The 22,904-nt window shown below is 67.5% G+C and carries 22 protein-coding genes; 9 read left to right on the top strand and 13 right to left on the bottom strand.

Going from position 1 to position 22,904, the window contains the following annotated elements; all coding sequences use genetic code 11:
* The first annotated feature begins 27 nt into the window (after positions 1-27).
* The 3 genes from U4Z64_RS24920 (at position 28) to U4Z64_RS24910 (ending at position 2,559) form a co-directional block, all read left to right on the top strand.
* The gene (locus U4Z64_RS24920; protein WP_044844289.1) at positions 28-990 is read left to right on the top strand and encodes a LysR substrate-binding domain-containing protein; all 963 of its coding nucleotides are present in this window, start codon (positions 28-30) and stop codon (positions 988-990) included.
* 126 nt (positions 991-1,116) lie between these two features.
* Entirely contained in the window at positions 1,117-1,392 is a 276-nt protein-coding gene (gene frmR, locus U4Z64_RS24915; protein ID WP_044844290.1) for a formaldehyde-responsive transcriptional repressor FrmR, read from the top strand.
* Positions 1,393-1,449: 57 nt separating this feature from the next.
* Positions 1,450-2,559 carry an S-(hydroxymethyl)glutathione dehydrogenase/class III alcohol dehydrogenase gene (locus U4Z64_RS24910; RefSeq protein WP_124487304.1) on the top strand — a complete coding sequence of 370 codons (1,110 nt, stop codon included), beginning with the start codon at positions 1,450-1,452 and terminating at the stop codon, positions 2,557-2,559.
* Positions 2,560-2,752: 193 nt separating this feature from the next.
* On the opposite strand, the gene U4Z64_RS24905 is transcribed toward U4Z64_RS24910, so the two are convergent.
* On the bottom strand, positions 2,753-3,778 hold the full coding sequence (locus U4Z64_RS24905; RefSeq protein ID WP_321801942.1) for an AraC family transcriptional regulator: 1,026 nt from the start codon (positions 3,776-3,778) through the stop codon (positions 2,753-2,755).
* A 354-nt stretch (positions 3,779-4,132) separates the two neighbouring features.
* On the opposite strand from U4Z64_RS24905, the gene U4Z64_RS24900 reads away from it, so the two are divergent.
* The 6 genes from U4Z64_RS24900 (at position 4,133) to U4Z64_RS24875 (ending at position 10,446) form a co-directional block, all read left to right on the top strand.
* Complete coding sequence (locus U4Z64_RS24900) at positions 4,133-5,362, top strand: dienelactone hydrolase family protein (protein ID WP_321801941.1); 1,230 nt, start codon at positions 4,133-4,135, stop codon at positions 5,360-5,362.
* A 67-nt stretch (positions 5,363-5,429) separates the two neighbouring features.
* A complete protein-coding gene (locus tag U4Z64_RS24895) occupies positions 5,430-6,218 on the top strand; it encodes an SDR family oxidoreductase (protein ID WP_044844294.1) in 789 nt (262 codons plus the stop codon).
* 64 nt (positions 6,219-6,282) lie between these two features.
* Positions 6,283-7,521, top strand: coding sequence for a styrene monooxygenase/indole monooxygenase family protein (locus U4Z64_RS24890; protein WP_321821374.1), 1,239 nt, complete (start codon positions 6,283-6,285; stop codon positions 7,519-7,521).
* A gap of 5 nt (positions 7,522-7,526) precedes the next feature.
* Complete coding sequence (locus U4Z64_RS24885) at positions 7,527-8,054, top strand: flavin reductase family protein (RefSeq protein WP_321821373.1); 528 nt, start codon at positions 7,527-7,529, stop codon at positions 8,052-8,054.
* A gap of 33 nt (positions 8,055-8,087) precedes the next feature.
* The gene (locus tag U4Z64_RS24880; RefSeq protein ID WP_044844297.1) at positions 8,088-9,047 is read left to right on the top strand and encodes a transporter; all 960 of its coding nucleotides are present in this window, start codon (positions 8,088-8,090) and stop codon (positions 9,045-9,047) included.
* A gap of 136 nt (positions 9,048-9,183) precedes the next feature.
* The gene (locus U4Z64_RS24875) at positions 9,184-10,446 is read left to right on the top strand and encodes a serine hydrolase domain-containing protein (protein WP_321821372.1); all 1,263 of its coding nucleotides are present in this window, start codon (positions 9,184-9,186) and stop codon (positions 10,444-10,446) included.
* Positions 10,447-10,657: 211 nt separating this feature from the next.
* Here the strand turns inward: U4Z64_RS24875 and U4Z64_RS24870 are convergent, their stop codons facing one another.
* The 12 genes from U4Z64_RS24870 to U4Z64_RS24815 form a co-directional block, all read right to left on the bottom strand.
* Complete coding sequence (locus U4Z64_RS24870) at positions 10,658-11,632, bottom strand: type II secretion system F family protein (RefSeq protein WP_124646148.1); 975 nt, start codon at positions 11,630-11,632, stop codon at positions 10,658-10,660.
* Positions 11,633-11,670: 38 nt separating this feature from the next.
* Positions 11,671-12,648, bottom strand: a complete 978-nt coding sequence (locus U4Z64_RS24865) for a type II secretion system F family protein (protein WP_321821371.1) — start codon at positions 12,646-12,648, stop codon at positions 11,671-11,673.
* 33 nt (positions 12,649-12,681) lie between these two features.
* Positions 12,682-14,049: a CpaF family protein gene (locus U4Z64_RS24860; protein WP_257774246.1), complete on the bottom strand. Its 1,368-nt coding sequence runs from the start codon at positions 14,047-14,049 to the stop codon at positions 12,682-12,684.
* 19 nt (positions 14,050-14,068) lie between these two features.
* Positions 14,069-15,277, bottom strand: coding sequence for an AAA family ATPase (locus tag U4Z64_RS24855; RefSeq protein WP_044844300.1), 1,209 nt, complete (start codon positions 15,275-15,277; stop codon positions 14,069-14,071).
* Positions 15,278-15,298: 21 nt separating this feature from the next.
* The gene (locus U4Z64_RS24850) at positions 15,299-15,742 is read right to left on the bottom strand and encodes a TadE/TadG family type IV pilus assembly protein (protein ID WP_124646146.1); all 444 of its coding nucleotides are present in this window, start codon (positions 15,740-15,742) and stop codon (positions 15,299-15,301) included.
* Positions 15,739-16,272, bottom strand: a complete 534-nt coding sequence (locus U4Z64_RS24845) for a TadE/TadG family type IV pilus assembly protein (protein WP_124487327.1) — start codon at positions 16,270-16,272, stop codon at positions 15,739-15,741. Before U4Z64_RS24845 ends, U4Z64_RS24850 begins: the two co-directional genes overlap by 4 nt.
* Positions 16,273-16,285: 13 nt before the next feature.
* Positions 16,286-17,557, bottom strand: a complete 1,272-nt coding sequence (locus U4Z64_RS24840; protein ID WP_321821370.1) for a pilus assembly protein TadG-related protein — start codon at positions 17,555-17,557, stop codon at positions 16,286-16,288.
* A 27-nt stretch (positions 17,558-17,584) separates the two neighbouring features.
* Positions 17,585-17,881 (bottom strand): hypothetical protein, encoded by a 297-nt coding sequence (locus U4Z64_RS24835; RefSeq protein WP_044844304.1) that lies wholly within the window; start codon positions 17,879-17,881, stop codon positions 17,585-17,587.
* Between the two features lie 20 nt (positions 17,882-17,901).
* Positions 17,902-19,920, bottom strand: coding sequence for a type II and III secretion system protein family protein (locus U4Z64_RS24830; RefSeq protein WP_321821369.1), 2,019 nt, complete (start codon positions 19,918-19,920; stop codon positions 17,902-17,904).
* 113 nt (positions 19,921-20,033) lie between these two features.
* Positions 20,034-20,870 carry a Flp pilus assembly protein CpaB gene (gene cpaB / locus U4Z64_RS24825; protein WP_321821368.1) on the bottom strand — a complete coding sequence of 279 codons (837 nt, stop codon included), beginning with the start codon at positions 20,868-20,870 and terminating at the stop codon, positions 20,034-20,036.
* A gap of 35 nt (positions 20,871-20,905) precedes the next feature.
* On the bottom strand, positions 20,906-22,306 hold the full coding sequence (locus U4Z64_RS24820; RefSeq protein WP_321821367.1) for an ATP-binding protein: 1,401 nt from the start codon (positions 22,304-22,306) through the stop codon (positions 20,906-20,908).
* Between the two features lie 32 nt (positions 22,307-22,338).
* Positions 22,339-22,878 (bottom strand): prepilin peptidase, encoded by a 540-nt coding sequence (locus U4Z64_RS24815; protein WP_321811481.1) that lies wholly within the window; start codon positions 22,876-22,878, stop codon positions 22,339-22,341.
* Positions 22,879-22,904 lie beyond the last annotated feature (26 nt).

Genomic DNA, 22,904 nt, shown 5'->3' with positions numbered 1-22,904 from the left:
TCACACCCTTTCGCACCCTTTCACACCATGAGCACGATCAAGCTGCATCAGTTGCAGGCGCTCGTCGCGAGCGCGGAGGCCGGGAGCATCCGCGGCGCGGCACGCACGCTCGGGCTGTCGCAGGCGGCCGTCACGCGTGCGTTGCGCGAGCTGGAGGCCAGCGAGCGCCTGCCGCTGCTGGTGCGCGCGCCGGAAGGCATCGGCTTCACCGAATACGGGAAGACCCTGCTCACGCACGCGAAACTCGTGCTCAAGCAGCTCGAGCATGCGCAAAGCGATCTCGAACGGATGCGCGGGCGCGTCGAGGGGCGGCTGAGCGTCGGCGTCACGCCGTGGCTGACGATGACCTTCCTCGCGGAAACCGTGCTGCAGTTTCGCGAGCGGATGCCCGACGTGCGCCTCGAACTGTACGAAGCGCTGATGGCCGTCGCGCAACCGCTGCTGCGCGACGGCAGCATGGATTTCGCGCTCGGCCACGTGCAGGCCGGCAGCGGCGCGCAGGAGTTCGCGTTCGAGCCGCTGCTGCGCTACGAGACGTCGGTGATGGTGCGCGCCGGGCATCCGCACGAACGCGCGACGTCGGTACACGACCTGCTCGATTGCGACTGGGTGCTGAATTCGTCGGCCGACGGCCAGGCCGCGCTCGTCGACTACCTGTTCACGCGGCACGGCGCGCAGATCGACGAGCGGCGCATCGTGCGCGCGCAGTCGGTCGCGATGCTGCAGACGATGCTCGAGCAGGCCGGCATGTGCACGTGGTGCCCGACAATCCTCGCGGCAGTGCCGCCGTTCGGCGAGCGGATGCGCGTGCTGTCGCTGAAGGAGACCTTCGAGCCGAGCGAACTCGGCGTCGTCACGCGCCGCAGCAGCACGCTGAGCGACGCCGCGCGCTGCTTCATCGACTGCCTGCTGCAGGTGATCCGACGGCATGCGCGCTCGGCGCGCAAGGACGATCTCGCGCTGTTCCGCACGCTTTCGCTGCTGATCTGACGCCGATCGCGCGCCGGCATCGGGAACCCTGCCGGCGGAGGCACTGCGGCATCCGGGCACGACCGGGTATACCTCCGGCACCGCATTGTTCTATACTGCCCCCCAGTATCCGGAAACCACGATCCCATGCCGCATTCCCCCGCAGAGAAAAAACGCGTCCTGACCCGCGTGCGCCGTGTCCGCGGGCAGCTGAATGCGCTCGAGCAGGCGCTCGAGGAAGGCGCCGACTGTGGTCCGGTACTGCAGCAGCTGGCGGCGATCCGCGGCGCGATCAACGGCGTGATGGCCGGCGTGCTCGAAAGCCATCTGCGCGAGGAATTCACCCAGCTCGCGGAGGCCCCGCGGCCTGCTTCCGAATCGATCGACGATATCGTGACCCTCGTCCGGTCCTACCTGCGTTGACCGGCGCAGGATCGTCGACGCTCCGCTCCATTCGATGATTTTTTCAACAGGATTGTCATGAAATCACGTGCCGCAGTTGCGTTTGAAGCGGGTAAGCCGCTCCAGATCGTCGAAATCGACGTCGAACCACCCCGCAAGGGCGAAGTGCTCGTCAAGATCACCCATACCGGTGTCTGTCACACCGACGCGTTCACGCTGTCGGGCGACGATCCCGAAGGCCTCTTCCCCGCCGTGCTGGGTCATGAAGGCGCCGGCATCGTGGTGGAAGTCGGCGAAGGCGTGACCAGCGTCAAACCCGGCGACCACGTCATTCCGCTCTACACCGCCGAATGCGGCGAGTGCCTGTTCTGCAAGAGCGGCAAGACCAACCTGTGCGTGTCGGTGCGCGCCACCCAGGGCAAGGGCGTGATGCCCGACGGCACCACGCGGTTCAGCTACAACGGCCAGCCGGTCTATCACTACATGGGCTGCTCGACGTTCAGCGAATACACCGTCGTCGCCGAAGTGTCGCTCGCGAAGATCAATCCGGACGCGAACCCCGAGCAGGTCTGCCTGCTGGGCTGCGGCGTCACGACGGGCCTCGGCGCGGTGAAGAACACGGCGAAGGTGCAGGAAGGCGACACCGTGGCCGTGTTCGGCCTCGGCGGCATCGGCCTCGCGGTGATCCAGGGCGCGAAGCTCGCGAAGGCCGGCCGCATCATCGCGATCGACACCAACCCCGGCAAGTTCGACCTCGCACGCGTGTTCGGCGCCACCGACTGCGTGAACCCGAAGGATCACGAAAAGCCCATCCAGCAGGTGATCGTCGAAATGACCGGCTGGGGCGTCGACCACAGCTTCGAGTGCATCGGCAACGTCAACGTGATGCGCGCCGCGCTCGAATGCGCGCACCGCGGCTGGGGCCAGTCGGTGGTCATCGGCGTCGCCGGCGCCGGCCAGGAAATCTCGACGCGCCCGTTCCAGCTCGTCACCGGTCGCCGCTGGCTGGGCACGGCATTCGGCGGCGTCAAGGGCCGCTCCGAACTGCCGGGCATGGTCGAGGAAGCGATGGCCGGCACGATCCAGCTGGCACCGTTCGTCACGCACACGAAGCCGCTCACCGGCATCAACGAAGCGTTCGACCTGATGCACGAAGGCAAGTCCATCCGGACCGTCGTGCATTTCTGAACCACACGCGAGGAAGCCGGTTGCCGCAACCGGCCCGTTTGCGCGCGTGCGCCGGCAAGCCGCATCGCTTGGCCGGCGCGATGCATGCTCCAACCCCCATCCTCTGTCCAGCCGGTAACGATCGCCGTTGCGTGATCCGTCGCCCGGCGCGCGACTCGGCTTTCGACCGCGAGCCTGTGTCGCGGCTGCCCCGTCAGCACCGCACGCGCCGCATCCGGAGCGTGGCCGACGGCGATTCCCCGAACGCGCGCTTGTAGTCGATCGCGAACCGTCCGAGGTGCGCGAAGCCCCATTTCAGCGCAATGTCCGTCACCGACGCGAGCCCCGGTGTCGCATCGTCGAGCAGTTCGTCGCGCACACGTTGCATCCGCAACTGGCGCACGAATGCCATCGGCGTGATGCCGTGGCGATTGCGGAAGCCGGCGAACAGCGTGCTCGGGCTGACGCCCGCGAGTTCGGCGAGCCGTTCGATCGTCAGCGGCTCGTCGAGATGCGCGCGGATGTATTCCTCGACGCGCCGCACGTAGAACGGCGCGAGCGGCGCCGGCGCGTGGCGCGTGCCGTTGCGCGCGGTGTTCGGGTGGCCGTACAGCAACAGGTTGAGCAGCGTCGATTCGAGTTGCTCGAACGCGAGCGGATGTCGCAGCGGATGCCCGTCCGTCGCGATCGCGTCGGCCAGCATCGGCAGCATCTGTGCGAGGCACGCGCCCTGCTGCGACGACAGGCTGAATTCCGGCTCGAACTCCACCGGCGCGCGCCGCTCGTCGCCGAAATGCCGCTGCGCATGCCGCTCCATCACCTCGCGCTCGATCCGCAGGATCACTTGCGGGCACGCCTCGCCCCACCGCATCCTGAGCGACAGCGTCGGCGACAGCAGCGACGCGGTGTCGGGCGACGACACGAAGCGCGTCGCGCCGCACTCGATCTCGGCGTCGCCGCGCAGCGGAATCTGCAACAGATAGAAGTGCTCGAGCGGCCCCGGTTCGATCGACACCTCGCCACCGTAGTCGAGCAGATTCAGCGACAGGTTGCCCCAGCGAGCATGGTGCATGCGGCTGTGCAGCGCGCGCGAATCGCCGGTCGGTGTGAGCCGGTGCGGCTTGAACACGTCCGCTACCCGCGCGCGCACCTCGTCGACGTCATCCGACTGCAGCAGCAGCGTGTCGTGATTGAAACAGGCGGCGTCACCCAGCCAGCCCGCTCCGGAAAATTGCCCCATCGAAGTTCTCCCGTCGTGCTCGATCGCACTTGCGCTGTGCACGCGTTCCCGATTCCGGGGAATCCCGTCGCACGATCCGGATAGCGGCCGGAGTATCCGGACAGTCCGCCTCGTTACACTACGCAAGCCCAGCGCACCCGATGCAAGAAGCGGACCGTTCGCGCATCGTAGAAAACTGTGCGGCGCTTCCGCATCCGCACAAACCCGCAGAGCGGCGTGTCCCGGCCCCGCTGCGGCGGGCCGGTCCGCAGGTTTCCGGAATTCGCGGATACCGGTCGAAGAAAGCGGATAGAAGCGCGCGTTTCGTCCGCCAATACTGCGCCCATGCCAGTCACGAACAGAATGGAGAGACACATGCAAGGACGACACATCGAGATCCCGTCGCCGGACGGCGGCGCGTTTCGCGCGTACCTGAGCACGCCGGCCGGCGGCACGGGACCGGGCATCGTGCTGTGCCACGAGATCTTCGGCGCGAACGCGACGATGCGCGACGTGGCCGATTATTACGCCGAAGAAGGCTACACGGTGCTCGTGCCCGACCTGTTCTGGCGCCAGGCGCCCGGCATCGAACTCGGTTACACCGCCGCCGACTTCGAGCGTGCGATGGCGCTGTACCGCGAATACGACGAAAACAAGGGCGTCGAGGACATCGCCGCCGCGCTGGCCGTGCTCACGCAACGGCCGGAATGCACGGGCCAGGCCGGCGTGCTCGGCTACTGCCTCGGCGGCAAGCTCGCGTATCTCGCCGCGTGCCGCCTGCCGGACGTGGCCGCCGCGGTCAGCTATTACGGCGTGGGCATCGAACACGCGCTCGACGAGGCCGCGCATCTGCGCGGCCGGCTCGTGCTGCAGATCCCCGCGCAGGACCGCTTCTGTCCGCCCGACGCGCAGCAACGCATCGCCGCGGCGCTCGCGGGGCGCGACGGCGTGGAAGTGTATGTCTACCCGGGCGTCGATCATGCGTTCGCACGCGTCGGCGGCGATCATTTCGACAAGGCGGCCGCTGTGATGGCGCACCAGCGCGCGATCGCCGCGTTCCGCGCGGCGCTCGGCCCGCGCTACGACCTGTCCGCGCTGTGGGAAGAACATCTCCGACACGAATTCGACACGCGCAACGTCGACGCGACGATGGACACGATGGTTGCGCAGCCGTACGTGAACCATATTCCGACACTGACGGGCGGCGTCGGCTACGACGAACTCAAGCGCTTCTACACGCATCACTTCGTGCATGCGAACCCGCCGGACACCACGATCACGCCGATCTCGCGCACGATCGGCGCGAGCCAGATCGTCGACGAACTGCTGTTCTGCTTCACACATACGACCGAGATCGACTGGATGCTGCCCGGCGTCGCGCCGACCGGCAAGCGCGTCGAGATCCCGCTCGTCGCGATCGTCAAGTTCCGCGGCGACAAGCTGTATCACGAGCACATCTATTGGGACCAGGCGAGCGTGCTCGTGCAGATCGGCCTGCTCGACGCGGCCGGGCTGCCCGTCGCCGGTGTCGAAACGGCGCGCAAGCTGCTCGACGAAACCGTGCCGTCCAACGGCCTGATGCAGCGCTGGCGCGACAGCGCGTAATCGACGGATACCCGGGCGGCACGTCGAACGCGCGCCGCCTGCGCTCAATCATTCCAGGAGACTCCCCATGACTGCCCTTGCTGGCAAAGTCGCGATCGTCACCGGCGGCGCCACGCTGATCGGCGCCGCCGTCGCACAGGACCTGAGCCGCGCCGGCGCGTGCGTCGCGATCCTCGATCTCGACGCGGAGAACGGCGCGCGCGTCGCCGCTACACTCGGCGAACGCGGCACGTTCATCGCGACCGACATCACCGACGACCGCGCGATCGAGCGCGCGGTATCGGCCGTCGCCGAACGCTTCGGCTCGATCGACCTGCTGATCAACCTCGCGTGCAGCTACGTCGACAACGGCATCCAGGCCACGCGCAACGACTGGCTCGCGGCGATGGACGTCAACGTCGTCTCGGCCGCGATGCTCGTGAAGGCCGTTCATCCCTACCTGACCCGGCGCGGCGGCGGCGCGATCGTGAACTTCAGCTCGATCTCCGCGCAATGCGCGCAGACCGGCCGCTGGCTCTATCCCACATCCAAGGCGGCGATGCGCCAGCTCACGCGCAGCATGGCGATGGATCTCGCCGCCGACCGGATTCGCGTCAACTCGGTGTCGCCGGGCTGGACGTGGTCGCGCGTGATGGACGAGCTCACGCACGGCGACCGCGCGAAGACCGATCGCGTGGCCGCGCCATTTCATCTGCTCGGGCGCGTGGGCGATCCGTCGGAAGTCGCGCAGGTCGTCACGTTCCTGTGCAGCGATGCGGCAAGCTTCGTGACGGGCGCCGACTACGCGGTGGACGGCGGCTACTCCGCGATGGGCCCCGAGCAGGCGGTGCCGGCGATTCCGCGTCTGGCCGAATAACCGCCGGCCGTTCCTTCCCGCCCACATTTCATTCCATTTAATTCGTCATGCAAAGGATTGCATCATGAAACGCATCGCTATCGTCGGCGCCGGCCAGTCCGGCCTGCAACTCGCCTTCACGCTGCTCGACCAGGGTTATCACGTCACGCTCGCGACCAATCGCGACGCGCAACAGATTCGCGCCGGCAAGGTCATGTCGAGCCAGTGCATGTTCCATACCGCACTGCAGATCGAACGCGATCTCGGCCTGAACGCCTGGGAAGAAGCGTGCCCGTCCGTCGACGGCATCGGCATCGCGGTGCCGCATCCGCAAGGCAACGGTCGCAAGGCGATCGACTGGTCGTCGCGGCTGACCCGCTACGCGCAATCGGTCGACCAGCGCGTGAAGATGGCCGACTGGCTCGACGCGATCCGGCGCCGCGGTGCCGACGTGCGTATCTGCGACGTCGGCGTGCCGGAACTCGAGGCGCTCGCACGCAGCCACGATCTCGTGCTGCTCGCGGCCGGCAAGGGCGAAATCGTGAACCTGCTCGGCCGCGACGACGCACGCAGCGCATTCGAGCGCCCGCAACGTGCGCTGGCCCTTACCTACGTGACTGGCATGACGCCGAGCCAGCCGTATTCGCGCGTGCGCTTCAACCTGCTGCCCGGGATCGGCGAATACTTCGTGTTTCCGGCGCTGACCACGACGGGCCCGTGCGAAATCATGGTGTTCGAAGGGATCCCCGGCGGCCCGCTCGACTGCTGGGCCGACGTGAAGACGCCCGAGCAGCATCTCGACCGCAGCCTGTCGTTCCTGCAGCAGTACGTGCCGTGGGAATTCGAGCGCTGCCGCGACGTTGCGCTGACCGATCCGAACGGCACGCTGTCCGGGCGCTTCACGCCGACCGTGCGCAAGCCGTTCTTCCGCCTGCCGTCGGGCCGCACCGTGTTCGGCATGGCCGACGCGGTGGTCGTCAACGATCCGATCACCGGCCAGGGTTCGAACAATGCGGCGAAATGCGCGAAGGTGTACGGTGACGCAATCCTCGCACGCGAAGCCGAGCCGTTCGACGAAGCCTGGATGCACGACACGTTCGAACGCTACTGGGCCTACGCACAGCACGTCGTGCGCTGGACCAACTCGCTGCTCACGCCGCCGCCGCCGCACATCCTCGAGCTGCTCGGCGCCGCCGGCCAGCTGCCGTCGCTCGCCGCGACGATCGTCGACGGCTTCGACGATCCGCGCCGGTTCGCGCCGTGGTGGTTCGAGCCGGCGGCCTGCGCCGCGCTGATCCGCGAACACGCCGCCCGTTCGGAGTAAGCGACATGAACGCCACCGCTTCCAGCAATCCGGGCCTCGACCCGCAGCAATTGCGCGCCGCGTTCGGGCAGTTTCCGACCGGCGTCACCGTGATCACCACGCGCGCGCCGGACGGGCGCAAGGTCGGCCTCACCGCCAATTCGTTCTCGTCGCTGTCGCTCGACCCGCCGCTCGTGCTGTGGAGCCTGCGCAAGGTCGCGCCGAGCCGTCCGGATTTCGTCGCGGCCACGCACTTCGCGATCAATATCCTCGCGCACGACCAGATCGAACTGTCGCGCCGTTTCGCGACGCCGAGCGCCGACAAGTTCGACGGCGTGCCGCACATGGATGCCGATGCGGGCGGCGTGCCCTGTCTCGACGGCGCAAGCGCGCGTTTCGTGTGCCGCCATGTCGGCCATTACGAAGGCGGCGACCACCTGCTGTTCATCGGCCAGATCGAGGCATTCGATGCGTCCGGCCATGCACCGCTCGTGTTCCATGCGGGCCAGTATCGCGCGATCTCGGCACACCCCGATATTTCTCGTGCCGCTTGATTAGTTATACAAACAAATATTCAGGAGATGGTGATGATGAAATGCGGCTCTCGCCTGCTTGCGATCGCAGGCCTCGTGTGCTTCGGCCTGACCGGACACGTGCCGGCGCATGCGACCGACCTGCCATCGGTCAACCTGGGGATGACCAGCTTCCTCGACGGGATGCCGCCGGCCGGTGCCGGCTGGTACGGCACGCAGTATCTCGAGTACTACACGGCCGGACGCGTCAACGACAATGCCGGCAACAAGGTCGGGCTGCCGAAGCAGGACATCGACCTGTTCGCGGGGCTGAGCCAACTCGTCTACCAGTCGCCGCTGGCGTTCGGCGGCATGCATCCGGGGCTCGACGTGATCCTGCCGTGGGTGGCGTCCGTGCACACGAACGACGGGATCGGCAACGTCGCGCTGAATTCGCGGGCCGGGTTCGGCGACCTGCTGATCGGCCCGTTCATCCAGTTCGATCCGGTGATGGGCCCGCAGGGGCCGCGCTTCGCGCAGCGGGTGGAATTCCAGTTCATCGCGCCGACCGGCGCATACGACCCGGCGCGGGCAATCAATCCGGGCAGCCATTTCTGGTCGTTCGATCCGTACTGGGCCGCGACGTTCTGGGTCACGCCGAAGTGGACCGTGTCGTGGCGCCTGCACTATTTGTGGAATGCGACCAATCACGAGCCGGCGACCGCGCTCGGGCCCGACGTGACGTCGACGCAGGCCGGCCAGGCCGTTCATGCGAACTTCGCGACCGAGTACGAAGTGCGGCCCGGGCTGCGGTTGGGGCTCAACGGCTACTGGCTGCGCCAGACCACCGACATGAAAGTGAACGGGCAGGACGTGTCCGGCACACGGGAATCCGTGCTCGCGATCGGGCCCGGTGCGATGGTCAGTTTCTCGCCGCAGGATCACCTGCTGTTCAACGCGTACTTCGAGGTCCTTGCGCGCAACCGGCCGCAGGGTTCGCGGATGGTGTTGCGGTACGTGCATCATTTTCAGTGACGCGCAAACCCGGCCGGCCTGGCTGGCCGATATCGTATGACGAATGCATCGCACACCTTCGGCGCCTGGATGCGTGTCCTATAGTTTCGGGGATGGCAAGGAGACCACTGAAACACAACAAGGAAGGGAACACGCGATGGCGACCTCTGCTCCTCCCCGGCTTTACCCGCGCGCCGCGCAGCGGCTGGTGCATCACCTGGCGACGGTTGCACCGGCGCTGGCCGTCGGCATCGCCGTTTCCGCCTGCGGCGGCGACAGCTCGCTGAACAGCGACGAGCCTGCCTACACCACCCAGGCGCGCCCGCAGATCAATGCGCTGCTCGCGAACACGATGACGCCCGGCGCGGTCGTCTACGTGCAGTCGCCGCAAGGCAACTGGCTCGCGTCGTTCGGCACGGCCGTGCGCGGCACGAACTCGCCGATCCCGACGAACGCGCACTTTCGCATCGGCAGCGTGACGAAGACATGGACGGGCACCGTGATCCTGCAACTCGTGCAGGAAGGCAGGCTGCGCCTGACCGATCATGTCAGCCAGTACGTCGCGAACGTGCCGAATGGCGACACGATCACGATCGAGCAGTTGCTGACGATGCGCAGCGGTCTCTACAACTACTCGACCAGCCTTGCGTTCAACCAGTCGCTCGACGCGCAGCCGGACAGGGTGTGGGCCGTCGACGAACTGCTGGGTATCGCGGAGAACCAGCCCGTCTATTTCGCGCCGGGCGCGGATTTTCGCTACTCGAACACGAATACGGTGCTGCTCGGCCTGATCATCGAGCAACGCACCGGCATGAGCGCCGCCGATGCGATCCGGACGCGGCTGTTCGCGCCGCTCGGGCTGACCGAGACATCGCTGCCGCCGCAGGACAACACGGCGCTGCCCGCGCCGGCGCCGCGCGGTTATCAATGGGGCACCAACGTGGAGACGATCGATGGCGACGCGCTGTCTCCCGCGCGCCAGGCCGCCGCGAAGAACGGCACGCTGCAGCCGACCGACGTGACGACGGTCAATACGTCGTGGGCATGGACGGCCGGCTCCGGCATCTCGACCGCGGCCGAACTGGGTGCGTACGTGCAGCGGATGGTCGGCGGCGGCTACCTGAATGCGGACCTGCAGGCGCAACGCCTCGCGAGCTGCACGCCGATCGATCCGTCGAATCCGGCGTCGGCGAGCTACTGTATGGGGCTCGCGAAGTTCGGCACGTTCTACGGGCACACCGGGGAAATACCGGGTTTCAATACGTTCGCGGGCTACGATCCGGCAACGAAGACGACGATCGTCACGTGGGCGAACACGGCGTCCGGCCCGGACGGACGCGCACCGGCCAACGAGATCGCACGGATCATCATGGGCGAGCTCAGCAAGGCGGCGGATGTGCCGAGCGAGGGGCGGCCTTGAGGGGAAGCCGTAGGGGGCCACCCGCGCGGGCAGTGGACTACGGCTGCGTCCAGGGTCGACCATGGGTCCGGGTTGCGTTGACGCCGCTATGATCGACCTGTCTCGCGGCGCCGCCCGGGGGGAGAAGGAGCCTCCCATGAAGACGGTGACCGTGCCGCCAGGCGACGCCGGGCCGGCACGCACATCCGGTTCGCGCGGCACCCCCGCCGCGCTACTGCCCGATGCTGGTGAAGGTCGGCAGCAGCACGCGATACACGTGAATCATCGCCGGCCCGAGCAACACGCACATCAGCGCCGGGAAGATGCAGAAGATCAGCGGGAACAGCAGCTTCAGCGCGATCTTCGCGGCACGCTCCTCCGCGCGCATCCGCCGCCGCGTGCGCAGCATGTCCGAGAGCACGCGCAGCGATTCCGCGATGCTCGTGCCGAAGCGATCGGCCTGGATCAGCATCGCGCAGAACGATTCGATATCCTCGACGCCGGTCCGCAGCGCCAGGTTGCGCAGCGCGGTATCCTTCGTGAACCCGGAACGCATCTCGAGCAGCAGCAAGTCGAGTTCGCCTGCGACCACTTCGCTGCGAAAGCGCAGTTCCTCGCTCACCCTCATCAGCGCCGCATCGAGCCCGAGCCCTGCTTCGACGCATACGGTCAGCAAGTCGAGCGCATCCGGGAAGTCCTCGAAGATCACCTGCTGACGCTTCGCGATCCGGCGCCGGAGGATCACGTTCGGCACGTAGTAGCCGATCCCGGCGAGCGCCACGAGGAGGAACGACAGCAGCATGCGTTGACCCGCGAGGCGGGTCGTGGCGAGCGCCAGCAGCGCAGCGCCCGGCAGCGCCAGCGCGAGTACCGTCTTCGCCGCGAAGTAAAGCGCGCCCGCGTTCGCATCGCGCCAGCCGGCATTCATCAGCCGGATCCGCAGCGGCGAGTTCTCCCAGCCCTCCTGCGGCAGCGACAGCCGGGAAATCGGTTTCGACAGCTCGACGAGTTTCGCGACCCAGTGCGATGTTTGCCCGCCGCCGTCGTTCGCACCGGTGCCGATGCCCACGCTCGCTCCGCTCGCCTGCTGGATCCGGCGCTCCATGTTGCGCGGTGCAAACAGCAGCATCGCGACCAGCACGCCGCCGGCGACGAAAAGGAACAAGCCGGCCAGCATCACGGTATGTACTACGCTCAGGTTTTGCATGACAGCCTCGATTCGGTTCGTGAAGCCCGGGACACGCGTCAGACGCGAATGCGGATGATGCGGCGAATCCACAGCAGGCCGAATGCCATCGACCCCAGCATCACGCCAACCATCTTGATGCCGGCCGGATCCTCCCAGAGCACCGACAGGAACTCGCGGTTCAACACCGCCATCATGCCCGCGGTACCGAACGGCAGCAGGCCGAGGATCCAGGCCGACAACCGCCCTTCCGCGGACAGCACGCGGACCTTGTCGAACAGCTTGAAGCGTTCGCGCACCAGCGACGCGATGCTGTCGAGCAGTTCGGCCAGGTTGCCGCCGGTCTCGCGCTGGATCAGCACCGCGATCACGAAGTAGCGCAGGTCATGGGCCGGCACGCGCGTGGCGAGGTTCACCAGCGCATCGTGCAGCGATACGCCGTAATTGATCTCGTCGAACGTGATCCTGAATTCACTGCCCATCGGATCGGGAAACTCCTCGCCGACCATCCCGAGCGCGCTCGTAAACGAGTGGCCGGAGCGTAGCGCGCGCGCGATCATGTCGCAGACATCCGGCAGCTGGCGCTCGAGCTTGAGCATCCGCCGGTTGCGATGCCGCATCACGTACATTACCGGGATGCATGCGGTCAGCAGCGCAATCGGCACCACGATGATCAGCGGCAACGCGGTCAGGGTCAGGGCCAGCATCGTCGCCACCGGGAATGCGGCGCAGAGCGTGACCAGTTTCGCGACCGTCCAGTCGAGCCCGGACTGCTGCAGCAGGAGGTCCAGCGACTGCACGCGCGGCATGCGCAACAACAGCCGGTCGAACGGCTTCGACTCGTCGAGCATCCGCTTCTTGAGAATCGACAGCCGCTCCTGCTGCACGCTGCCGCCGGCCGACATCGCGCGCAGGCGCGACTCGATCCGGCGCGCCGCGGCACCGTGGCGCGTGTTCCACCATTGATAGACGCCTTCGATCGCGAGCACGACCGCGACGAAGGTGAGAATCACAAAACCGTAAAAGATCGAGTCCATGAGGCCTCCCCGGAATCAGACGACCGCGCGTCGTCACTTCGTCTCGTAACGCTGCGCCGGGTCGTACAGCGAATCCGGCAGGTTGATGCCGAACGCCTGCAGCCGCTCGGCGAACTTCGGCCGCACGCCGGTCGCGCAGAAGTGTCCGCGCACCGTGCCGTCGCGATCCATGCCGGTGCGCTTGAACGTGAAGATCTCCTGCATGTTGATGATGTCGCCCTCCATCCCGGTCAGCTCCTGGATGCTGACGATCTTGCGCTTGCCGTCGGTGAGCCGGGTGGCCTGAACCACCACCGAGATCGCCGACGCGATCTGCTGGCGCATCGTCTTCGGCGGCAGCGTCAGGCCGCCGACGCTGATCATGTTCTCGAGCCGGGTGAGCGCATCGCGCGGCGTGTTGGCGTGGATCGTCGCGAGCGAGCCTTCGTGGCCGGTGTTCATCGCATTGAGCATGTCGAGCGCTTCCGCGCCGCGCACTTCGCCGAGGATGATCCGGTCCGGCCGCATCCGCAGCGCGTTGCGCACGAGCGTGCGTTGCGTGATCTCGCCCTTGCCCTCGATGTTCGGCGGCCGCGTTTCGAGCCGCAGCACGTGCGGCTGCTGCAGTTGCAGCTCGGCCGCGTCTTCGATCGTCACGATCCGTTCGGATCGCGGAATGAAGCCCGACAGGATGTTGAGCAGCGTCGTCTTGCCGCTGCCGGTGCCGCCCGACACGAGCACGTTCACTTTTGCCTGGGCCAGCGCGTCGAGCAGTTCCGCCATCGGCGGCGTGAGGCTCTGGTAACTCACGAGGTCGTCCATCTTCAGCGGATTGACCGCGAAGCGCCGGATCGACATCAGCGGCCCGTCGATCGCCGACGGCGGAATGATCGCGTTCACGCGCGAGCCGTCCGGCAGACGCGCATCGACCATCGGAGTCGATTCGTCGATGCGGCGCCCGACCCGCGACACGATCTTCTCGATCACCTTCATCAGGTGCGCGTCGTCGTAGAACGTCACGTCGGTCAACTCGAGCTGGCCGGCGCGCTCGACGTAGACCTGTTTGTACGTGTTCACGAGGATGTCGGAGATGCCGGGGTCGCGCAGCAGCGCCTCGAGCGGGCCGAAACCGAACATCTCGTCGTACACGTCGATCGCGAGCTGGCGCCGCTCGATGTCGTTCGCGAGCAGGCGCTCCTCGTCGAGGATGCGCGAGATCAGCGCCGAGATTTCCTGCCGGACCTGTTCCTGCGGCAGGCGCGACAGACGCTCCAGCTCGACGCGTTCGAGCACCGCCAGGTGAATTTCGCGGCGCAGCTTCTGGTAGGCGTTGCGTACCGACGAATGCGTCGCACCTGCCGGTTCGGTGCCCGCCGCCTGCGGCTGCGTCCGGTACAAGGACATCTGTTCGCGCAATGACATGATGGTTTCCCCGCAAGATTCACATGGACTTGAGCTTCGGCGTGGCCTTGCGGCCGAACAGCCGGGACATCAACGGTTCGCTGCTGGACGTGCCGTGCCTGGTGCGCACGTCCCCTTCGACGATCTGCTTCGCACACGCCTGCAACGCACGCGTGACCGCCGCGCCGCGCGCGACGCGCGAGGCCGGATGCCCCTGGTCGAGCGCTTCGCGCACGGTGTCGGCGTCGTCGGGTATCGTGCTGCTGGCGTGCAGGCCGAGCACTTCCTCGAGCGCGGCGCGGGACCGCTCGCTCGCTCGCGTCATCCGGTTCACCACCAGCCGCAACTGGTCGGTCGGGTAGCCGAGCGACACGAGAATCTCCAGCAGCCGGCGGCCCGCGCGCACGTGCGGCATCGTGGGCTGCAGCACGAGCTGGATCTGGTCGCTTCGATCCAGTGCGATCATCGACAGCGGATTGATGCTGACGCCGATGTCGAAGATCACGAAGTCGTAACGCGGCGCCGCGACGCCGAGGATCCATTCGAGCGCGTCCTCGCGCATCTCCGCGGCCTTCACCGGGTCGCCCGCGCCGGCGAGCACGTGAAACGTCGACGTCACGTGCGCGACGCTCGCGTCGAGAAACGCGCCGTCGAGCCGTTCGATCTGCGCGCACAGCTGCGGCAGCGTCGACGGCGGCGTCTCGTCGCTGACGAGGAACGCGGCATCCGCGAACTGCTGGTTCAGATCGACCAGCAGCACGCGGCGCTTGTGGCCTTCGGCGATCTCGTACGCGACGTTGCTCGCGGCGAAGCTCGTACCCGCGCCGCCCTTGCACGACATGAACGACACGAAGCGCGTATCGTCGCTGTCGCGCCGCGTGCTTTGCGCGGCCGCGCGTTCGAGCGCGCGGGCGAGCGCCGCGGGGTCGATCGGCCACTGCAGCACGTCGCGCGCGCCGGCGCGCATCGCGTCCAGCAGCACGTGCGGAGCCGCATCCGCGGTCACCAGGATGCCGGTCAGCCCCGGGTGCAGCCGGCAGATCCGCTCGAGCGCCGACAGCTCGGCCGCGTCTGTCGTCGCGCCGTCGATCAGCAGGATATCGAACGAATCGAGCCCGTCGGTTCGATGCTCGATCTGGGACGGTCGTCCGTGCGCGCGCGTCACGCGATAGTGTCCGCTGTCGGTGACCAGGCGCGCGATCTGCGTGAGCCGGGCGGTATCGTCGGCAGCTACGAGGATATTGATCATGACAGTGCCTCGTCGGTTCGATTATTGACAGGCGCTTCCGCCCGTCGACGAATTCAGGCTTTCCCGCGACAGCGTGGTGGTGAACGACGGCATCGTGATCGCGACGTTCGCGATCGGAATCATCGTCCTGACCGTCACGTTGGTGATGCTGACCGTCACGAACGAACAGGAACTCACGTCGCAGCCCGACGGCGTGTAGCTCACCGACACGTTCGCGTTCGACAGCATCGGCATCAGCGACTTCACGCGCTTCACGACGCCGGCGGCGTTCACGTCGCAGACGATCGCCGTGCGTGCGCCGAGCCGGATCGCCTCGGTCGCGGTGTTCCAGTAGAACAGCACGCGCCCGAATTCGAACACGCCGATCAGCAGCATGATCAGGATCGATGCGATCAGCGCGAACTCGACGATCGTTGCGCCGCGTTGAGTGCGCCGGCGCAACAGCGGAAAGGGGCGCGCGTTCATGACACTTGCCTCATCACGGTGACGATGTTGCCGAAGGTGATCGAGGACAGCCCCGGGTAGGCCGGAATCGGCTGGTACTGGTAGCCCTTCACCTTCACCTCGACGACGTTGATGCTGCCGGTCGCCGTGCCGCTTGCCGCGTTGTTGGTCGAGTCGTACGTCGGCAGGTTCGCGAACTGCGGCGGGTCGGACGCATCGGCGCAATCGGTCGAATGCGCGGCGTCGCAGACGATCACCATCGACGTCGTGAGCCCCGGCACCAGCTCGGTGCCGGCGGAGCCGCACGTGGTGCTGCCGTACACGACCAGGCACTGCGCCTCCGCGAGCGGATACGCGCTGTCGGTCGGCAGAAAGACCGACAGGTAGCGCGCCGCGTTTCGCGTCGCCTTGGTGAGGGTCTCGTACTGGTAGATCGCGCGGCCGAACTCGGCCACGCCGGTCGCGAGCACGATCATCGGCATCAGCACGAGCGCGAATTCGACCGCGGCGACACCGCGCATGCGTGACCGGCGAATCGGGAGCCTTTTCATGATCGCGTCTCCACTATTGAACGAGCATCGGCACCTTGATGCCGGCCGAACTTCCGGTACCCGGCAAGCCGTGCGTCGCGCAGGGCGTCGTGCCCGATGCCGTCGTGCCGAGGTATTCGAGGTGTGCCGTCACCCCGCCTGCGCCCGGGCTGAACGGCAGCGGATCGAGCATCAGCACGCAGTCCCACTGCGTGACGTGAAGCTTGCTGCTGCTGCCCGACAACGTCGAGCAGTCGCCTTCCGGTGCGAGCGCGAGCCGGCGGTCGCCGCCGAACGTCTGGTAATTGCTCGCCGTTGCCGTCCCGTTGGTCGAGATGCCGCTGCCGGTGGGCGGTGCGCCGTCGCCCTGGTAGGACTTGAAGCTTGCGCGGTCGAGCACGAACTGCGTGTATGCGTCGCCGACGATGCCCGCGGTTCCCGGCGGCCCGTACTTGGGGCCGACGTACGCGTAGCCGGTGAAGTCCGGCTGGCCGCTCGAGCCGTTGGCGCCGTTCGTGTAGATCCCGAAGCGGGTGTTCCAGGCACGCAGCGACGCGGACTTCAGGCCCGTCGACCCGAGGTCGGGCGGCGACGTGATGTTGCAGCTATTGCCCGACAGTTCGCTGGCGATGGTCGTCTCGTTCGTCGAACCGTCGAGCGCCGCCCAGCCGAAGTTGCCGGGCCCGTAAGTCGACGACGAGCCGGACGGCGACGAGATCCAGTCGCCGACCTTGTAGGGCGCGGCGGCAGCCGCACGGCACACGAACACCGGAATCGCGCAGGCCGTCTGCCCGGCGCCGACTGTCGCGATCGCGCTCGCCGCGACCTGGGCCGCGTTCGCGACCTGCACGCCGGGAATCGTGTTGAGCACCTCGATGAACCAGTGCGCGATGTTGCTCAACTGCGCGGTGCACTTCACGTACTTGATGTTCGCCGGCGTGGTAACCGCCGTCTTGGTCAGGAACGGATTGCTCAGCGAATCGCTGAACGTGACGTTCGAATCCGTCTGCATCTGTACCGCGTTCTGCTGAAAGAACGCGAAATTCGAGTGGCCGGCGGCGATGCCGTCCGCTTCCGAGACCTGCAGGCTGATGGCCGACGTAAGGTCGCGCGCAGCGGACAGCGCGCATGCGTCGGCGCTGTTCTGCAGTTCGCTGCGCGTGACGTACAGCTTGCCGAGGTCCAGCGCGAGACCGACGAACCCGATCATCACCGCCAGTGCGAGACCGACGATGATCGCGACGGCGCCTCGCTGGCGATGCATACCGCGACGCGTGAGATTCGGATGACGAGCTGCGCTGGACATGGCGTTCTCCCTGAGCTTGCCTGCGTGTTACTGCGCCGACTTGCCGATCCCGATCACGAATGCATTGGCTTTCGGCTCGGGCTGCTTGAACGACTTTTCGTAGTTGTCGAGTGCGGACGCGGCGGCGCTGCCGTTGACCCCCGGGTTCGATGCCGCGTGTTCGGCGGCATGCGGATCGATGATCTGGGCTTGCGTGACGGCGCGGACCGAATCGCCGAAGCGGGTGTCCCACACCGGCGTCGACGACATGCAGCCGGCGAGCGCGAACGCGAGCGGGACGGCGAGCGCCGCGCGGCGCACGAATACGAGGTAGGCGGATTTCATGAGCTTCCCCTTGAATGGCTTCAACGATCGGTGGACTGGGGTTCCGTGCCCGCCCGCGCGATCTGCGCGTGCGCGGCGGCCGGCAAGCCGTGCTTCGAACGCGGCGCGGGTTTTGCCGGCGCGGCGGAGCCGGCGGCCGCGAGACGCGCGGCAGCCGCTTCGATGCGCGCGATCCGCGCCGCGGTAGCCGCGGTGGCCGCTTCGGCCTGCGGCTGCGACTGCTGTTGCGACTGCTGTTGCGGCTGCGACTGCGGCTGCGACTGCGGTTGCTCTTGCGGCTGCGCGGCCGGCGCCGGTTCGGCGCTCACCGTCCCAGCCGCGTCGGCAGCCTCGGCCTTCTGCGGCTCCGCCGGCACCGGCGCCGGTGCCTCGGCGGGCTGCGGCGCACGCGGTGCGGGCAATGCGGCGGCCGGTGCGGCCGGCTCAGCCGATTGCGGCGCCGGAGCAGGTGCGGGAGCCGGCGTCTGCGGTGCATCCATCGCGCCGCTCGCCGGTTGTGCGCCCGCCCGGCGGACACCCTTGCGGCCTTCCATGTTGCCGGTCGCATACACGTCGGCTTCGTTCGGCTTCGAGAAGCTGTCGGTCGGCAGCGGCACGTCGGCGGTCTGCAGCGGCCTCACCAGGTGCGGCGTGATCACGAAGATCAGCTCGGTGCGATCCTGCTGGAACGACGTGCTGCGGAACAGCGCGCCGAGCACCGGCACCTCGCCGACGCCGGGGATCGCCTTCAGCGCGCCGCTCGCGTTGTCCTTGATCAGCCCGCCGATCGCGAACGACTCGCCGTCGCCCATCTGGACCGTCGTCGACGCGCGCCGCGTCGTGATCAGCGGCAGGATCGACGTGCCGCCGATGTTGGATGCGCTCAGCGTCACGCCCGTCTGCGACAGTTCCGACACTTCCGGCGCGACCTTCAGGCTGATCCGGCCGTTCCCGAGCACCGTCGGCGTGAACTTCAGCGCGACGCCGAACTCCTCTTCCTGCAGCGTGATCGACGACGTGCCGTTGCCGCTGCTCTGCGGCACCGGGATGAAGATCTTGCCGCCGGCGAGGAACGTCGCCTCCTGGCCGCTGATCGTCACGAGATTCGGCTCCGCGAGGATCTTGACGAGGTTGTCGGTGTTCTGCACATCGGCCGCGATGCTGAACGGCCTGTTGTTCGCCTTGTTGAACACCGCGCCGCTTGCGACGCCCGCGAGCAGGTTGCTGACGAGCGCACCGCTCCACGAGCCGAAGCCGCCCTGGATGTTGAACGCGCTGCCCATCTGGTTGATCAGCGTCTTCGACACTTCGGCGACCTTCACCTCGAGCATCACCTGCTGCGGCGACGTGACGGCCAGCATGTTCAGCACGCCGGCGCCCTTGCCGCCGCCGTCGCCGGCGCTGTCGCTGTACGCACGGGCGATCTGCACCGCCTGCTGCGCGGCCTGCGAGTTCGATACGTTGCCTGCCAGCACGATCGTGCCGGCGGCGGTCGATACGTGAATGTCGTGTTCGTTCGGCATCAGCTGCATCAGCGAAGCCTGCAGGCCGCCGGCGTCCGCGCCGACCGCCACGTCGATCACGCGGCACGCACCGCTGCGACCCTGCACGATCATGTTGGTCGTGCCGACCGACAGCCCGAGGATGTACAGCGTCTGCGGCGACACCATCGTCGCCTGCGCGACGGCCGGGTTGCCGATGGTCCGGTTGCGGACCGGCTCCGGCATCGGCACCAGCAGCGACTTGCCGAGCGGCACGCTGACGCTGGTCGACTCGCGTACCGCGCCCACGCAGTTCGGCCCGCGCAGCGGCCCCGGCGCCGCGGCGGGCGCGGCGGCCGGAGTCGGCGTCATGCTGATCGTCATCTGCATCGGCCCCTTGGCGGCCGCCGCCGGCGCGGCGGCACCGCCCTTCATCAGCGCGGCCGATTCGGCGGCTTCCTGGGCCAGGGCGCTGTATACGGTCAGCGTTCCGGCACAGAGGATCGCGGCCATCATCGCGCCCCGTGCGATACGCGTGCGCACCGGGCCGGTACCTGAATGTTGCGGATTGATCTTCATTTCGTCTGATCCCCCGAGTGACCGGCGAGGCGCCGGTTGTCGACTTTCAAGGCCGCCGTGCCCTGACGGCGGCCGATCTGGTTAATGTGGTTATTTGCACGTGTTCTACGAATTCAGAAACATTCGACGCTGCCGTGTACCCCGGTCAGCACGCCGACGCAATCGCGGCGTGCTCCCGGTGCCGCATGGGATGCGACACGCACGCGCACGGTCTTCACCGGCGCGGGTGCGGGCGCTTCCGGTACCGGTGCCTTGCCGAGCAGCGTGAGCTTGGTCGCGCCGTCGGTGGTCAGCGTCTTCTGGTCGACCTGGTTGCGCAGCACGAGCGACAGCGTGCCGACGCTGCGCGCGAGGTCGAGGCGCTCGGCCTGGTCGGGCGTGACTTCGAGCGTCACCGCGTTGACGACCTTCGGTGCGGTGTCGTCGCGGCTAACCTGCTGCGCGACGGCCAGCACGAGGATGTGCTCGAGCACGATCTTGGAGATGCTCTGCCCGTCGGTCTTGCCTTGCTGTTCCTGCGTGTTGACGATCACGTCGACGTAGTTGCCCGGCAGCGCGAAGCCCGCGACGCCGACCACGTCGTTCACCCGCACGGTGATCGCGCGGCTGCCGTCGGCGATCACCGCGGACAGCCCGCCCTTCGTGCCGACCGGCGCGAGCTTCGACTCGATCACCGGCTCGCCGCGGGCGAGGCTCGTGCGCACGACGCGCCCTTCGAGTTCCTTCGTGTCGGTGAACGCGCCGGTCGGCACGCTGCCCGACGGCCAGCTCACCATATGGATCTGGTTCGGCCCGAGCGGCTCGCCCAGGTTCAGGTCGGTGGTCGCCACCGCGACCGACGTGATCGAGCTGGTGGAGGTATTCATCAACCAGCGGGACGCGAACACGACCGCGGCAAGCCCCGCGACCATCGCGACGATCAGCATCATGAGCGCTCGACTGTTTTTCATGGCAATGCTCCTCAACGAATCGTGAAAGAAACGGCTCAACCGGTTACGTGCGTGCGACCGCCGTGGTCGGCAGGCGGCAGATACACGCCGTCGCGCTCGGGCGCCGTGCCGAAATAGCTGGCCCATGCGTCGTGCAGCGCGTCGTGCGTCACTTCGAGCGGATCGCCGCGATACCGCGCGCCGGCGGCGACGAGGCGCAGCAGATCCATCGGGAAGCATGCGAGATAGGCCTTGCCGGTCGGCAGGTGCAGCCGGTGAAGCAGATAGTCGAATGCGTCCTGCGTCGATACCAGGCCGAGCGACGCACATGCGGCGTCGAACACCGCGCGGTAGTGGTCGATCGACAACGCGCCGACGTGAAGCTTGGAGCCGAGCCGGCGCAGGAACGCGTCGTCGGCGAACTGCTCCGGCGCCAGGTTGCTCGAGAACACCGGCCAGACGTCGAACGGCAGCACGAAGCGGTTGCCGGACTCGAGCGTCAGGAAATCGACGCCGCGATCGAGCGGGCGCAGCCAGCGGTTGAGCAGGTCGCGCGGCTCGACACGCTGGCGGCCGAGATCGTCGACGATGTACATGCCCATGTTCGCCTTCATGTGCGGCGGCGCCTGGTAGAAGCCCGCCGCGTCATCGCGGCGCAGGTCGAGCTCGTCGAGCGTCAGCTCGCCGCCGGACATCACGACCGGCCGCTCGCACAGGCGCCAGCGGCGATCGACCGATTGGCCGTCCGCTTGCGCTGCCGCATCGACATGCACGAGCGGGTCGTAGATCTGGATCACTTCGCCGGCGGCGCAAATGGCGTACGGCACCGGCACGTGGCCGCCCATCAGCGCGCCGAGCCGCTCCGCGAGGAACGTCTTGCCGCTGCCGGCCGGGCCGTAGATCAGAAGCGGACGGCCGGAGTTCAGCGCGGCGGCCGCCGAATCGAGGATCGCCGTATCCATGACGACGCCGTCGAAGATGGCCCACACGTCGTTCTGGGCCACGCGCAGCTTGCGCACCGAATGGGTGGACACGCAGTCGAGATACGCGTCGAGCGTCACCGGCGCAGGGCCGCTGTAGCTGCTGCGCGCGCGCTCTTCGAGCGCGGCCAGGCGGCCTGCCTCGGTCAGGCGGAACGTCACGTCGAGGTCCGTCTTGCCGCGATGGGTCAGTTCGACCAGATGCTCGCGCACCAGGAACGCGAAGATGTCGTCGAGCACGGCGAGCGGGAGACAGTGACGCTCGATCAGGTCGCCGTAGGACGGGCGGCCGAGCACCAGCGTCGACTTCAGCACGAGCCCTGCGATGAACGCCTGGCTCAGTCCGGTTTCCTCGAGCGAGCGCGGCGCCGCCGGCAGTTGCGCGCCCGGCTTCGTGTGCGCCTCCCGCATGGGCGACGGAAGCGGCAGGTGTGCAACCTGCGCGTCGCGTCTCGGTTCGGTGGGATTCGTGTTCATGTTCGGTCCATCCTCGTTGCAGGTTCGGCGCGCTACGCGCACGATACGAACAGCATGCCCAGCGTGCCGGCGGCAATCGCCACGCCATACGGCAACGCACCGACCGACGCGAACTCCACGGGGCCGTCGGTTGCCCCTGCACGCGCCCCGGACGCGCGACGCGCGATCAGCGCCACGACGTTCGCCCACATCTGGCGCACGCGTCCGCGCAGCAGCGCGAAACCGATCGCGCCGATCCCGCCGGCCAGAAAGGCGGCCAGCACGATGTAGAACGTCATCTGGGCGCCGACCCACGCGCCGATCGCGAGCATCAGCTTCACGTCGCCTGCAGCCATCCCGCGCAACAGATAGAACGGCAGCAGCAGGCCGCAGCCGGTCGCGGCGCCGGCAAGCCATGCGAGCGCGCCCGCCTGGATGCCGTGCAGCGCGCACTGGGCAACCAGCGCACCGGCCAGCCCGAGCGCGACGAGCCGGTTCGGGATGCGTCGGCTCGTGATGTCCGTGCTGGCCGCGACGACGACGAGCAGCGTCACGCACAACGGGACCGGGTAAGGCAGCGCGGCAGGCAACATGGCGAACCTCGACGGGATGTAATGAT

Source organism: Burkholderia sp. BCC1996 (genome assembly GCF_905339955.1).
Lineage (GTDB): Bacteria > Pseudomonadota > Gammaproteobacteria > Burkholderiales > Burkholderiaceae > Burkholderia.
Note: the sequence above shows the minus strand (reverse complement) of the source record. Positions and strands in the feature narration are given on the sequence as shown.